Origin of the sequence: Thermococcus alcaliphilus (assembly GCF_024054535.1) — an archaeon.
Lineage (GTDB): Archaea > Methanobacteriota_B > Thermococci > Thermococcales > Thermococcaceae > Thermococcus_A > Thermococcus_A alcaliphilus.
Map to the genome: position 1 here is coordinate 110909 of NZ_JAMXLV010000020.1, position 13764 is coordinate 124672.

Sequence of the window (13764 nt, forward strand, 5' to 3'; positions counted from 1 at the left end):
GGGAATATCTATAAATATTCCGCAGTAGGGATTATACTACAGGACTTTTGGTACACCTATGAAAGTAAATCTTCATATTTACGCAAAAGTTTTTATACTCCATACTTGTAAAAAAATTGTAGAGGTGATTAGAATGGAAGAGATAACAGAGGGAGTACCTAGTGGGGAGAGAGAATTTGGTGAGCTTACTAAAAGGGTTCGCGATCTCATCGAATACCCCGAAATAAGTGAGGAGGAATTTCACGAGCTCCTTACAAAAGCCAGCAGAGGTTACGGTGGACCTCTCCCCCATAGAACATGGTCCCTCTGCCCCGAGACTAGAAAAGTTGTCCCTGCTGTGGTTTGGGAAAAGGATGGAAAAGTATGGATAACGAAAAAATGCCCAGAGGGCATGATAACTGATGTTTATTATGAAGACGCCGAGATGTATAAGCGTTTTGAGGAGTGGAGGTATGATTTTAAGATAAAGAGCTACAACGTTGAGAACACCGGTGTAAACTGTCCCTTTGATTGTGGTCTCTGTCCAAGGCACCGCTCCCACACCAGCTTGCTCAACATAGTTTTGACAAATAGATGTAATTTGAGCTGCTGGTATTGTTTCTTCTACGCCAAGGAGGGCCAGCCAATCTATGAGCCCACTCTCGAGCAGATACGCATGATGCTCCGCAACGCAAAGAAAGAGCAACCCATTGGAGCTAATGCCGTCCAGTTCACTGGAGGGGAGCCAACACTGAGGGATGACCTCATAGAGATCATAAAGATTGCAAAGGAAGAAGGGTACGACCACGTTCAGCTTAATACTGATGGAATAAAGCTTGCCTTTGATCCTGAGCTTGTAAAGAAGATTAGGGAAGCAGGCGTCAATACCCTATACCTAAGCTACGATGGAATGACTCCAAAAACAAATTGGAAGAACCACTGGGAGATTCCGTTGATCTTCGAAAACGTGAGAAAAGCTGGCGGACCTGGAATCGTTCTCGTGCCCACAACCATAAGAAACGTAAACGACCACGAGCTTGGGGCTATAATTAACTTCGGCCTCAACCACCTCGACATAGTTAGAGGAGTCAACTTCCAACCGATTTCCCTTGTGGGAAGAGTTCCAAAGAAAGAAAGACAGCGCTTCAGGATTACCATTCCTGGGGCAATAAAGAGAATAGAGGAACAGACAAACGGTGCCATAGCAAAGGAGGACTGGTACCCAATACCAATTGCCGGGCATATTGCAAGGTTTTTTGAAGCATTTGCCGGTAGAAAATACTATATGACATCCCACTTTGGCTGTGGAGCTGCAACATATGTCTTCCTCGATGAGGACAGAGTGATCCCGATTTCGAGATTCCTCGACGTTGAGGGATTCGTGGAGTTCCTTGAGAGCAAGGCTGAGGAGATTGAAAAATGGAAAACTCTAGGAAAGCTTCAGAAGCTCAAGCTTGGGGCGGAGATATTCCTCAAGTTCAAGAGCTTCTATGACGAAAAATACGCTCCAAAAAGCTTTGACGTGTTAAAGATCATGAGAGAAGCGTTCACTCATGGAACTTACGAGGCACTTGGTCAGTTCCACTACAAGACGCTCTTCCTCGGAATGATGCACTTCATGGACGAGTACAACTACGATGTTGAAAGAGTGGAGCGCTGTGTAATTCACTATGCAATGCCCGACGGAAGAATTGTGCCCTTCTGTACCTTTAACGTAATACCAGAGCTCTACAGGGACAAAGTTCAAGCCCAATTCAGCTACACTTGGGAAGAATGGAAAGCCCTCCATCCAGACTGGGAGTATCAGAAGGACAAATACGTGAGAACCAAGGAGTTCATTGAAAAAATGAAGGAGAGTGAGCTCTATAGAAAGACCTACGTCGACATAAAGAACTACTTCGGGTGATGGGGATGATAAGGGTAGATCTTAAATTCGGCAAAATAACCCCAGACGAAGCCAGAGAGATGCAGTACAAACTCTCACTAGATCTAGCGGTCTACAGAGTCTTTATCAATGGATATTCCAAGAACGGGTATGTGATATTTGACGAAACAAAGCTTCCAAAAGAAAAGCTTTTGGAGATGCTCAAGCCATTTGAACCGGAAGTCATCAGCGAAAAGGAGCTAACCCCACAAGAGCTCATCGAAAGCAGTTTGAGCTGGAAGAATACAATTGCTGTGTGATTTCCCTACTCTAAAAATTTTAAAAAGACTAGAGGAGCTTTATTTTTATTTTTCCTGCAACATCTGGTTCTTCCAGTTTAAACGAGACTATACCGCTAAATGAGGACAGATCAATAATGTTCCTACCGCTTTTTATTCCAATAAACTCTTCATAAGCCCTCTCGGGTGGGAGGGAAAGGTCGTACTCGTATATCGTTAGCCTGTTATCCTTGCTTGAGGTTATTATTAGCTCGGCCTCTTCATATCCGTCGAGAGGTATTCCTCCAAAGGCTTTTGCTCCAAAGAGCTCACCTACTTTTGCCAGAGTGGCAGTGTTGAGGGAGATACTAAGAGCTGGGGGCTTTCTATGGATTACATCTTCATCAAGAACAACAATATCTTTATTACCGGTATCAAACGGCGTAGCCTCTAAGGCTCCCGTATTGGGGGTGGTGTTTGTCCCTAAGAGTATTTTTCCAAAGGCTTTCTCTATGCTGGTTATCCTTGCACCAAAAACGCCCACCACCTTAACCATTGGAGGGGCTACATAAAGGAGCAAAGAGGGAGCATTTATGGTGTTTGTAAATTTTGCCATAACCCTACTCTCTTCATCCATTGGTCTGTAGATCGCATCATGATGGGCATTGTAAGCTATCAGTATCCCTCCTCCTATTGGGAGAGCGTTTGTTCTCATGGGGGCATAGAAGCTTGGAAAGTCCAGCAACCTAAAGAATGTCATCTCCTCACCGTTAAGGGGATTGCCCACAAACATTCCTCCCCTCACAAAGGCAAAAACCCTGTTGTATGCGCTCTCCATATCACCCAGAACTGGCCTCACGGGAGGATTTCCGTCTACAGAACTCACAGCTACTGGAAAAGCTTCCCATTTTCTTGTAATTAGATCAAATGCATGCAGCTCTCTCACTCCCCAATCAAAGTTCTTTCCAACTCCGAAGAAGACGGTGTCATGTACAAGAGTCCCCTTAAGACTTGGATTTTCATTGAGAAGCTCTGCCTCCCCTGTTTTCCGGTCAAGTTCGTATATGCCAAGGTGTGCATGCCCATCTTCCCTTGCTATAAGGAGCTTGTCCTCATAGGGGTCGTAGATTATATCGCTCACTTCTCCCGCCCAATCTGTTTTGTGGTGGATAGAGTCTTTCCACAGAAGCCTTACTTCGTCGTTTTCTGTATCGTATTCGTGAACGTGAGAGTATTTGTTGACAAAACTTATTGTGGATTTCTCGTTCTTTCCTTCATAGACTGCCGGGGCATGAACCCAGCCCCCAAAGTAAATAAACTCATCAACAGTCTCAACCGCATTGTAGGTGTCTCCTCCCGAAGTTGGTCCTTCACCAACGAGGTCAAACTCGTATACCTTCTTTGAGTCTTCCCGTATAAAATGCGCCTGAGCCTCAAATGCCACCGTGAAGTACAAAACGCCGTTGTGATACCTCAAACCAAATATTCCACCACTTCCCCATTCGGGACCATAACGAGGGGGAAACCTGTTTAGATGTTTTAGGATTCTCACGAATATCACCATTAAAAGTTGTATCTCTAAGATTTAAAACATTGTGCAACTCAAGAGAACCCCATCTACCATCTTTTGCCATTTTTTCAAAAAATTTGTCAAAAAACTTAAATTTTGTGCATTTTTCATGGAAATGGTGAGCAAAATGATACCAAGAACTATGAGTACTCAGCATCCCGACAATGTATTTATACCTTTTTTTGCTCATGACGCTGCCCTTGGGGGAGAGGATGAAGTGGTTGAAGCGTTCTATGCTTTCAGCGTTCTTGGAGTAGACGAGCAGATGTGGGATTTCGAAGGAAAGGAGGTTGACGAATTCGTTGTAAAGAAATTACTGGAAAAATATGGAAGCTTTTTCAGAAAAAGAAAGCTTGGCAAGGACTTTAGGATTACGCCCCGTGTGCCAAATCCAAGTGTGGAGAAAGCAGAGGCAAAGCTTTTGCTTGAAACGCTTGAAAGTATTCCCAGATCCGCCGACTATGCAAAGTTATTTTACGGAGAGGAAATCGCTCCAATTTTTGAAGTTATATTACCCATGACAACTTCTTCTGAAGAAATCGAAAGGGTGTACGAGCTTTACAGAAGGTATATCATAGGAAAGCAGTACAAAAGGGTGTACGACGTTAAAATCTACGAGTGGATTGGAGAATTTTATCCAGAAGAGATAAACATCATCCCCTTATTCGAGACAAAAGAGGCTATTCTGAACTCCCACGAAATCCTGGAGGAATATCTAACCGGAAAAAACTTTGAGTACCAGAGGGTATTTTTGGCCAGAAGCGACCCTGCAATGAACTATGGTCTCATAAGTGCGGTAATGTATGACAAATATGCTTTATTCAAACTCCAAGAACTTGAAGAAGAACTAAGCATCCCCATATATCCAATAATCGGTGTCGGTGGAGTCCCTTTTAGGGGACATTTCACACCCAAGAATGTTGATGCAGCAATGGAAGAATATCCCAGCGCCCAGACCTTTACTGTCCAAAGCTCATTTAAATATGATAATGAGCCTAAAGAAGTTATCAAAGCTATTGAAAAGGTAAACAATACAAAAAGAAAAGAAACGCCAGCAATTGATGAGAAGATATTTGAGATACTCGACAAATATGAAGAAGAATACACCAAGGAACTTAAGATTCTCGCCCCCTATATACGAGAGGTTGCAAAGGCCGTTCCCTCAAGAAGGAAAAGGAAGCTTCACATAGGGCTCTTTGGGTATTCAAGAGAGGTCAACGGAGAAGCCCTTCCGAGGGCTATAAAGTTCACGGCGTCTCTGTACTCTCTCGGAATACCTCCAGAAATCCTAGGGTTAAGAGCACTAAGTGAAAAAGAGCTGGAGACAATAAGTGAACACTACAGGGGGCTTTATAATGATATATCTTTTGCGTTAAGGTTTTTTAATCCAAAAGCGGCTTCCCATTTCAAATTTTTGGAGGATATAGCTAAAATGCAAAAAGAAATGGGCATAGAAAAGGATGAAAGGCATCTAAGCATGACCACTCAGATACTGAATGGAAAAATTGAAGAGAGCCTTGTGGTAGAAGCGGCTGGTATCAGAGGATTTCTTGGGTAAGCAGTGCGATTTCTCTTCATTCTTTATGTTTTTGCACGGAGTGTTCTAGTAAGTTCTGAGAAAAATTTAAATACCTTTAGTTACTTAAATATACATCGAGAGCAAAAGGAAGGAGGGGGTGAGGGACATGGCGAACATGATAATCCCCTTCCCACAGCTGGAGAAGATTCTTGAGAAGACATGTGAGCTTGCACTCACAAAGCCAAGAGCGGAGGAAATGATGGACATAGTGGAGAAGAAGCTTGCTGACCTCTTTGAGGTTGCCTATGAGAACGCAATAGCAGAGGGGAGTGACACAATAAAGCTCAGGCACCTGCCACTTACAAAGGGCTTCAAGAACTCAATGAACCTTTTCAGAGTCATAATCAGGGATGAGAAGGTTGAGATCGAGCCTATAAGAAAGTTCGTACTTGCAAGCATACCTGCCGAAATGCCCCTAGAAGAGGAGTTAGTCGATGAACTCCCTATAATTACTGGAACGCTCTTCGTCCTCATAGGGAGGGTTATCAAAGCTCTCCACCCGGAGATAAGGAACGTCTACCCTGAACACATCGAGGAAGCCAAGAGAGTGTTGGATTATACTTTGTAAGGATGTTTCATTATACTCTGAATTACTTGACTCCTTTTGATTCTCCAATTTTAAGGTTTCTTAAATCTGAGCGTATAACTGGAAGAATATCCATAATAACACGAAAAACAGAAATTTTCCGCTTGAACAGCGTTGAAAAACACCAAAACTGATTTAACTAACAAAAGTGATATTTCTATTTGGGATTTCACAATGAAGGTAACCATCTATGATGGTATGAGCACTATCGGTGGTTCGAAAATACACATTCAGGAAAACGAAAATGGCATCTTTCTGGACTTTGGAATGAACTTTGCAAAGTACGCTCAGTATTATGAGGAATTCATAAGTGAGAGAACTGCAAGAGGAATTTACGATCTGTGGAGGCTCAATCTGATACCAAGGCTAAATATTTATAGGAGGGATTTGATTCCCTCAGATATTGCAGATGAAGTTGCCAAACATCCCAAAATCCCCGTAAACGCTGTCCTAATCAGCCACGCCCACCTTGATCACGTTGGAAACATTGCACTGCTTGATGAGAGTGTTCCAATCGTCGGCTCTCCAATGACCATGATAATCCTCAAGGCGCTCAGAGATACCTCAAGGGGAAACCACCTAGGAATGGAGCTTCCTTACTACACACCCAGAAATCCAAGTAATGCAAACCCTTGCATTCTCGAAGCAAATAGCAAATATTATGTGAGTAGGGATATAATTCTCACAAATGAAATTCCCGAAAAGGGCTTAAGCTTCTTGAGCTGGCTTGCAAATGTTGAACTAGCCAAGAAGAAGGGAAAAACAAAATCAATCCGGCCTGGAAAAGTTCACCACCTAGAGGAAGGGGAACTAGGCTTTGAAGTTCGTGCTTATTCGGTGGATCACTCCATTTATGGCGCCGCAGCATACATTGTTGAAGGCAACACGACACTCGCCTACACTGGCGACTTCAGACTTCACGGTAAGAACGGAGAAGAAAGCAGAAAGTTCGTGAAAGCCGCAAAGAGTGCGAGCGTTCTAATCACTGAAGGCACGCGAGCAGGAAGAGGGCATGATGAAAATGTTTCAGAAAAGGAAGTCTACGAGAATGCCAAAGCCATTGTGGAAGAGGCAAAAGGACTTGTAGTGGCAGACTTTTCGGCGAGGAACTTCGAGAGGCTTGAGAGCTTCAAGAAGATTGCCAAGGAGACGGGGCGGGAACTTGTCGTCACGACAAAGGACGCATACTTCCTCCATGCCATTGGGCTTGTGGATGGAGAACACCATCTTTCCGGGCTGAAAGTGTACATGAACTCGAAGGCAAAGCCAGAGAAGTGGGAGGAGTGGGTCTTTCTAACTTATCCGGAGATTGGAATAACTCCTGAGGAGATCAGCAGGAATGAGGAGAACTACATTCTATGCTTCTCCTTCTACGACATGCCTCACCTCCTCGATGTAATGCCTGATGGAGGAGTTTACATTTACTCCTCCAGCGAGGCCTTTACGGAAGAGCAGACTTTCAGCTTCCTCCGCCTGTGGAACTGGTTGCAATATTTTGGCTTCGAAGTTCGCGGCTTCAGTGTTGACTCCGAAGGAAGGCCGATATTTGAGAAGGGTCTCCACGCCTCAGGACATATCTCAAAGGAGGAGCTGGAGAAGGTAATTGACGAGATTGACCCGGACTACATTATCCCAGTCCATACAGAAAGTCCTGAGTGGTTCAAGCACAAGTGGGGTAAGAAAGCCGTTCTTTTAGGGGACGGGGAAAGTTGGGAGGTTTGAGGAATATCGGGGGCCCAGTCAATGAGAATAGCAGTTTACGGCACTTTGAGGAGGGGCAAACCACTTCATTGGTACTTAGAAGGTGCCCGCTTCCTTGGCGAGGACTGGATTACAGGGTACGAGCTCTACTTTGATGCCCTCCTCTACGCCGTCAGAGGTAGTGGAAAGCTGAAAGTTGAGGTGTATGAGGTAACCGATGAGATATTTGAAGGCATTAACCGCATGGAGACGAACGCTGGCTACAGACCAATTGAGGTCAGCACAAAGTTCGGCAGAGCTTTTCTCTGGGAGTGGCCGCATGGACCACGCGGAGAAAAAGTTGAAAGTGGGGATTTTGATGATGTTGATCTGGAAGGGTGGTGAAAGTGCTCCGCTCGAAGCTTGAGGGTGGACTCTGGGGAGTCCTCGTTGGGGATGCTTTCGGCTTAACCTTCCAGTTTACCAGCAGGCTTGCCATGGAGCTGAATTATCCCAAACCCAAAGAAATCCCAATGCTAGATGGTCTTTGGAGCGATGACTCTTCCTTAACTCTTGCAACTGCCCGTGCACTAACAAAGGGATACAATATTGAAAGGATCGCGGAGAACTTCCTCCGCTGGTATTACGACGGCGAATTCACGCCAAGGGGTTATGCATTTGACCAGGGAAAGACAACTTCGAAAGCAATAGAACGCATTGCCAGTGGTGTCCCTCCTTTAAAGGCTGGCGGCAGAAGTGAGTGGGACAATGGCAACGGCTCACTGATGAGGATCCTGCCAGCGGCATACTATGCATACTTCAAGCTTGACTCGCTGGAGGAACGGCTGAAGATTATCCACGAGGTCTCAATGATTACCCACGCTCACCCTCGCTCGCTTATCGGGTGTGGAATTTATTCCTTAATCGTGTGGAACATTCTCGATGGAATGGATAAGTTCAAAGCGTATCGTGAGGCGATAGCAACTGCGAAGGAAGCATACTCTGCCAATCCCTTTGCCAAAGAGCTCGTCCACTATGAGAGGGTTCTAAACGGGAACATCCATCTGGAAAACAGAGGGAAGATTAGGGGTAGCGGTTATGTTGTTCACACGCTTGAAGCAAGCCTCTGGGCTTTTCTGGGGGACGAGAACTTTGAGGACGCAATAAAAGAGGTAGTTTCTCTAGGTGAAGACGCTGACACAACTGGAGCAGTCACCTGTGGTCTGGCCGGTACTTATTATGGTTTAGACTCAATCCCAAGAGAGTGGCTTGAGAGAATAGAGGCAAGGGAATACGCCAAAGAAATAATCAACGCATTTATTGACAGTCTCTTTGATCAGCAAAATGATTGCTGAATTGTCTTATCTAGAGTTTGGATTTTTTATTTTTCTCATTTGAGGAGATAGTATATTCGTTTTTTATTCTATAAACTCTTGATAATCTTCTACCACATCAAGATTTCGATAAACAAATACTGAGCTTGACTCTATTTATCACAATTCTTCATAATACACCTTGCTAATTTGAGCAGAGTATCAAATAATCCAGACAGTAATAGTATATAGCCTATTGAAAATGTTAGCACAAACAGAAAACCCAGTCCTAGCTCCCAGTTACTAATAAGATAACCTATTAATGCTAGCAATAGTGTCATTTTCAATATCCTGAGCACTAACTTCCACTTTTTAATGATAAAAATAACGAAAATTACCAATATTAAAAGCAATAAAATGTCTTTCAGCACTGAAAATCACTCCTACAGGCCTATAATCCCTTTTATCTCAGACATGCTTGTTGCTCAGATCTTTCCTTTGTGTTCAAAGAGCGAATTAAGCTTTTTGAGCATTTTCCCAATGGGTAGACCCGCAAGGGGGCACTCAACTTTGTCTTCTCCAAAGACTTCTTTTACCCAGTTGCAATAGCAAGTGCTTCCCAAGACTACTACCTTGTCGTAATTTATCAGTGGGACTCCATTTAGGTATTTTGTTCTGGCCTGTTCTTTAAGTTCAGATACCGTAATTAGGGGATTTTTGCTACAAACAGCGTTGTAGTTTTTGATCTTCTCATATGGAAGCAAAAAGCCATATTTAGCGGAGAGAATAACATAACTATCCGGATAGAACTTCTCGCAGTATTCAATTGTCTTTTTTGATAAAGGCCCTACATATGCTTTTCTGGCTTCCACATACTCTGGAGCATTGGGGTTTACATCCCAAATTTTCCTTGCACCACATGTTGCAACATATAAATACCTAACCACATCAAACACCTCCTCTATTCACAATCTCCTCAAGGAGTTCAGCCAGATATCCAAATATTTCCTCAGCCTTTTCAGGATCTACTCCGTATGCATCTAAGAGGCCTTCTATGTAAAACGAGGCTTTTTCGCGTGCTGAATCTTCAGGTTCGCCACTGTTTACAAGCTCTAGGTATTTAAGAAATCCCTTTCCCAACACGCTTAAGACTTGTTCAATAATTTCTGCATCAATAGTAGACCTTTTTGTAACCTTCCACGAAAGAACGTCTCTCACTGATATTTCATCTTGGGCAACTTTCCATAACAGTGCATCTGTGAAATCAAAACGTGGAATATAATTGCCGATTTTTTTCTCAATTTCTTCCTTTAGTCTTAAGAAATCCAACACTATTCGCTCGTGAACTTTAATAAGGGCATCTAGAGTCTCTGGAGTCAACCGAACCACATGGTCCAAGTTGTTAATTTTGTATCCGAGTTTTTTAGCCCCGATTACAAACTTCCTATTGTACACTGGATATTTGTCGGGATTTAGGGAGAACAGTATCTCTGAGACGGCTCCTGACCCAAAGCCAGGTATTTTTATTCCAAGCCTCTCTGAAAGTGGCTTTTCTTCATCAAGAAGCAGTTTAAACGACTCTGCCAGTTCCTCCAAGCTCATGTACTTTAGCACTCTCTCATTTGCATACCACTCAAGATCCTTGTATGTAAAGCGAAGAGCCCATATTTCTCCGATAATCTCAATAAGAGCCTCCCGTCTGGGTTGCTTGATAAATGACTGAATACTGTTGATGATTTTCTCCCTGTGAAGTCTTCTTTCTTCCCAGAATTCTCTGTTGAACAGTACTTCCATTACCCCCCCTCCCAGCATTCTAGCATTGAGTAACCCTTCTGTTTATTTAAACTTTTCTAGTTACAAAGTTCATTGAGTTTATATTCAACTCAATAATAGAAACATTTAAATACTCAGAGACCAATACAGTATTAAGGGGGAGGTATGTCCTATGAAGGATGAACGCTGGTATAAAGTTGTAGAGGAAGTTAGCCGAATATTCTCCGAAATACCCATGGACATCTGGGACAGAATTGTTAAAGAAGAACCAGAAACCAAGCTCGGAGATCAGCTAGAGCGCTATGGATTTGGAAAGTTTGCAACATTCATGGTTGTGGCAGGACTCAACGACTATCAGCTAAAAGGGCCGGCTGAGAAAGTATATTGGCCGAAGTTGCACGAGATACTTCGGAAAAATCCGGTTCCAGATACTCCAAAGGAACTTTATGGGATACTGCTCCCATTCTATGAATTGGAGCGCCTGAAAACTGCAAAAGTGAGGAGATTAGAAAAATTCCTTCATAGTGATCTAGCTACTGAACTCTGGAATTCAACTCCTCAGGAAGTAGCTCGGAAGTTTCATCAGATCTGGATCCAACTTTCAAAGATTATGGGGCAGAGAAAAGATGCCAAAACAATAGTGTTTGCAATGAAAACCTTGGGAATAGCGTTGATCCTTGCAGGAGAGTATGGATTTGACTTTAGTGGAATTCCTATCCCTGTGGATATAAGAGTGAGGAGAATAACCTCTAAATTGCTAGGGGAGCAGCTAGATGATGACTCAATTAGGAAATTTTGGAACAGTGTCCTCAAAAAGATAAGGGAGCTAAATGTACCAATTACAATGATTCATCTTGATAGCTTGGTGTGGCAGATCGGCAATATGGACTCCTGTAAAGACATCAAGGCATATTTCGAGAAGTTTGGTATCCTTAATATAGGAGACGAGCTCTGCAAAATAATAGAGAACCAGCGAACTACTTGAAAATGCATTTTCCTCATTAAATTTTTATTCTGAGGTTGTGCTCTTTGAATCTCTGTTTAAAAATCAGGGGTGGAAGTGTTTTATCTCGGAGGTCTTAATATGGAAAGTCCGCTATTGGGTCTTTATAAAGAGAGAAAGGATGTTATCGAATCCCTTCTTAAAAGACTCAGAGACTCTGAAATGTGCGAGGACTGGGGAAACTTTGCTTCCGTAAGAAGAAGACCAATGCTCGCTACGGTCATCCATTACCTCCAGAACTATGCAGGGTATTCGGAGGGAGTATCGTTAGAGGAGTTAAAGGCATTTCTTTACTGCATGTTTCTCGCGGGAAGCCACGGAGATTTAGACATTATTAAGTCAATGACTTGGTGTCCCATTGAACAGACACTTGAGGAAAGTATTGGTGTCGAAAAAACCGCTGACGGAAGATACGTTGCAAAATCACTGGGGAGGGATAGGAAACCAACGTACTGGAACACGCTGGAACCGCTCTGCAGGGTTGCGGAAAGAATATGCAAAGATATTCTCAATCCGCCTAATGAGTGGGTAAGGGAACTACTCTCGCTTTCCCCGGAATTCCTTGCAAGAAGCCGGGACATGGAGGAATACTTGAGGGAACTCAAATTTGAGATCCACTTCCAAAGGGAACAACGTAGAAAGGAACAACGATTCAGGGAGATTACAAAGCTCGTGAGGCCTGAAGGCATAACAGTTCAGGAATTCTTGGAGAAAGGATTCTCGGAGAGTGACTTAGCTGATCTCAAGAAAGCCTATGAAGAAGCTTGGCAAAGAGAGAAGCTCCTCTATGCGGACGGATACATAAAGTTGCTCACTAGCATTGCCGAGTATTATGGGGAAAAGCAAGGAAGTGAGAGTGAAGACGAGCTCACGAGGCTTCTATATGAAGTCTTTGGAGAAGTGGATAGAGACAGCGAACTAGTTGCAGAACATTACATTAAAGCAGCGGACGTTGCTACATCGGTCAGCCTGATTTACTTCCCACAGCAGAACTCTCCGGAGGAGGCAGAGAGATACCTCAAGCTGGCTTTAGAGCTCGAGGAGAAAGCCATGGAGCTTGGGGTCGTTCCGGAGTATCACTCAATAACGCTAAACAACTTAGGAACTCATTATTATGAAACCAATCGTCCTGAAGAAGCTCTGTCAGTACTTAAGAAAGCACTGGAGTACGCAAAGACGCCCGAAGAGAAGGGTCTTGTCCTGCACAACTTGGCCTTAATTTACGCAGATTTGGGAATGAAGAAGGAGGCAGTTAGTTGTATGGTGAAGTCACTCTGTATTCACTACTCGACACAGCATGAGTTGGGAAACGCTTCACTTTATGACGATGCTATCAGTAGAATAATCGACATGACGGGCGATTCTCATACTGATATTTACGCTCTCAAGGTAGCCCTTGACCTGATCGGAGGAAATTTAAGCTTAGAAGAAGCCAGAGACATACTTGAACAGATTAACAGAGAAGAATGGCCATTAGCTGATGCTTTGTTCTCGATGCTAAGTGGAGAAGAATACCAGACTCCAACTGAGGCACAAGAATGTGAGAAGCTCCTGCAGGATGTTGCAGAAAGACTCAAAAGGAGTGAATATGATTAACCTGGGGTGGTGAAGTTGGGCGCTACAGCTTTCATTCTCGTGGGGAACCGGCCATACCTTACACCAGGTCTGCCTAACCCGGGTTACCTTCTAGTTCTTTACGAGAACAACATGCCGGCCTGGGAGTTGATTCCGCTCTACCCATATCTTGAGAAGAACCTGGGAAAAAGATCAGTAATCTGGATTCCCTCCATTGAAAATATGCTTGAAGATGCTCTCCTGATGGTAGGGATTTACGTTACCAAAGATCCCGAGCTCATAAAGATGGCGGAGAAGGTCTTTGGACGTAATTTCAAAGCGGAGAGAATAGAAATTGGAGGAAACCCGGAAGTTGAAAAGCTGAGGGAAATAGCCCGCAGAAACCTTCAGAGGTATGATATCGGTCTTTTGATAATCCCTCTCAAGGATAGCACAATAATTAGACAGCTCGACTACCTGAAGCGTTATGGGCGCCTTTGGTATTCTATCCACATTAGAAATGAGAAGCTTTCAAGTCCGCTGGAGGACTGGAGCGAAGACTAAACTGGAATAAATTCATGTAAC

13 protein-coding genes are annotated in these 13764 nt (G+C 43.6%); 10 read left to right on the plus strand and 3 right to left on the minus strand.

What is annotated here, in order from left to right; translation table 11 throughout:
* Positions 1–133: 133 nt before the first annotated feature.
* Positions 134–1885, plus strand: coding sequence for a tetraether lipid synthase Tes (gene tes, locus NF859_RS05220; RefSeq protein ID WP_252743315.1), 1752 nt, complete (start codon positions 134–136; stop codon positions 1883–1885).
* Between the two features lie 5 nt (positions 1886–1890).
* Positions 1891–2163, plus strand: coding sequence for a DUF3213 domain-containing protein (locus NF859_RS05225; RefSeq protein ID WP_252743316.1), 273 nt, complete (start codon positions 1891–1893; stop codon positions 2161–2163).
* A gap of 28 nt (positions 2164–2191) precedes the next feature.
* On the opposite strand, the gene NF859_RS05230 is transcribed toward NF859_RS05225, so the two are convergent.
* Positions 2192–3685, minus strand: coding sequence for a DUF2139 domain-containing protein (locus NF859_RS05230; protein ID WP_252743317.1), 1494 nt, complete (start codon positions 3683–3685; stop codon positions 2192–2194).
* A 133-nt stretch (positions 3686–3818) separates the two neighbouring features.
* Between NF859_RS05230 and ppcA the strand changes: the two genes are divergently transcribed.
* The 5 genes from ppcA (at position 3819) to NF859_RS05255 (ending at position 8891) form a co-directional block, all read left to right on the plus strand.
* On the plus strand, positions 3819–5249 hold the full coding sequence (gene ppcA, locus NF859_RS05235) for a phosphoenolpyruvate carboxylase (RefSeq protein WP_252743522.1): 1431 nt from the start codon (positions 3819–3821) through the stop codon (positions 5247–5249).
* Between the two features lie 127 nt (positions 5250–5376).
* Positions 5377–5838, plus strand: coding sequence for a DUF1931 family protein (locus tag NF859_RS05240; RefSeq protein ID WP_252743318.1), 462 nt, complete (start codon positions 5377–5379; stop codon positions 5836–5838).
* Between the two features lie 192 nt (positions 5839–6030).
* Positions 6031–7578 carry an MBL fold metallo-hydrolase gene (locus tag NF859_RS05245; protein WP_252743319.1) on the plus strand — a complete coding sequence of 516 codons (1548 nt, stop codon included), beginning with the start codon at positions 6031–6033 and terminating at the stop codon, positions 7576–7578.
* A 21-nt stretch (positions 7579–7599) separates the two neighbouring features.
* Positions 7600–7941, plus strand: a complete 342-nt coding sequence (locus tag NF859_RS05250) for a gamma-glutamylcyclotransferase family protein (RefSeq protein ID WP_252743320.1) — start codon at positions 7600–7602, stop codon at positions 7939–7941.
* Between the two features lie 2 nt (positions 7942–7943).
* Positions 7944–8891, plus strand: coding sequence for an ADP-ribosylglycohydrolase family protein (locus NF859_RS05255; protein ID WP_252743321.1), 948 nt, complete (start codon positions 7944–7946; stop codon positions 8889–8891).
* Positions 8892–9334: 443 nt separating this feature from the next.
* Here the strand turns inward: NF859_RS05255 and NF859_RS05260 are convergent, their stop codons facing one another.
* Both NF859_RS05260 and NF859_RS05265 read right to left on the minus strand, forming a co-directional pair.
* On the minus strand, positions 9335–9796 hold the full coding sequence (locus tag NF859_RS05260; RefSeq protein WP_252743322.1) for a DUF6884 domain-containing protein: 462 nt from the start codon (positions 9794–9796) through the stop codon (positions 9335–9337).
* A gap of 1 nt (position 9797) precedes the next feature.
* Positions 9798–10661: a hypothetical protein gene (locus tag NF859_RS05265; protein ID WP_252743323.1), complete on the minus strand. Its 864-nt coding sequence runs from the start codon at positions 10659–10661 to the stop codon at positions 9798–9800.
* 133 nt (positions 10662–10794) lie between these two features.
* On the opposite strand from NF859_RS05265, the gene NF859_RS05270 reads away from it, so the two are divergent.
* From NF859_RS05270 to NF859_RS05280, 3 genes are all read left to right on the plus strand, one after another.
* Positions 10795–11607, plus strand: coding sequence for an N-glycosylase/DNA lyase (locus tag NF859_RS05270; protein WP_252743324.1), 813 nt, complete (start codon positions 10795–10797; stop codon positions 11605–11607).
* 99 nt (positions 11608–11706) lie between these two features.
* Positions 11707–13221 (plus strand): tetratricopeptide repeat protein, encoded by a 1515-nt coding sequence (locus tag NF859_RS05275; protein WP_252743325.1) that lies wholly within the window; start codon positions 11707–11709, stop codon positions 13219–13221.
* 6 nt (positions 13222–13227) lie between these two features.
* Positions 13228–13743 carry a hypothetical protein gene (locus NF859_RS05280; RefSeq protein WP_252743326.1) on the plus strand — a complete coding sequence of 172 codons (516 nt, stop codon included), beginning with the start codon at positions 13228–13230 and terminating at the stop codon, positions 13741–13743.
* Positions 13744–13764: the final 21 nt, after the last annotated feature.

Bases quoted from the DNA above. Each gene is read 5' to 3' on its own strand.
- ppcA (WP_252743522.1), top strand. From the start codon at position 3,819: ATGATACCAAGAACTATGAGTACTCAGCATCCCGACAATGTATTTATA.
- NF859_RS05275 (WP_252743325.1), top strand. From the start codon at position 11,707: ATGGAAAGTCCGCTATTGGGTCTTTATAAAGAGAGAAAGGATGTTATC.
- NF859_RS05245 (WP_252743319.1), top strand. From the start codon at position 6,031: ATGAAGGTAACCATCTATGATGGTATGAGCACTATCGGTGGTTCGAAA.
- NF859_RS05225 (WP_252743316.1), top strand. From the start codon at position 1,891: ATGATAAGGGTAGATCTTAAATTCGGCAAAATAACCCCAGACGAAGCC.
- NF859_RS05240 (WP_252743318.1), top strand. From the start codon at position 5,377: ATGGCGAACATGATAATCCCCTTCCCACAGCTGGAGAAGATTCTTGAG.
- NF859_RS05265 (WP_252743323.1), bottom strand. From the start codon at position 10,661: ATGCTGGGAGGGGGGGTAATGGAAGTACTGTTCAACAGAGAATTCTGG.
- NF859_RS05250 (WP_252743320.1), top strand. From the start codon at position 7,600: ATGAGAATAGCAGTTTACGGCACTTTGAGGAGGGGCAAACCACTTCAT.
- NF859_RS05230 (WP_252743317.1), bottom strand. From the start codon at position 3,685: ATGGTGATATTCGTGAGAATCCTAAAACATCTAAACAGGTTTCCCCCT.
- tes (WP_252743315.1), top strand. From the start codon at position 134: ATGGAAGAGATAACAGAGGGAGTACCTAGTGGGGAGAGAGAATTTGGT.
- NF859_RS05270 (WP_252743324.1), top strand. From the start codon at position 10,795: ATGAAGGATGAACGCTGGTATAAAGTTGTAGAGGAAGTTAGCCGAATA.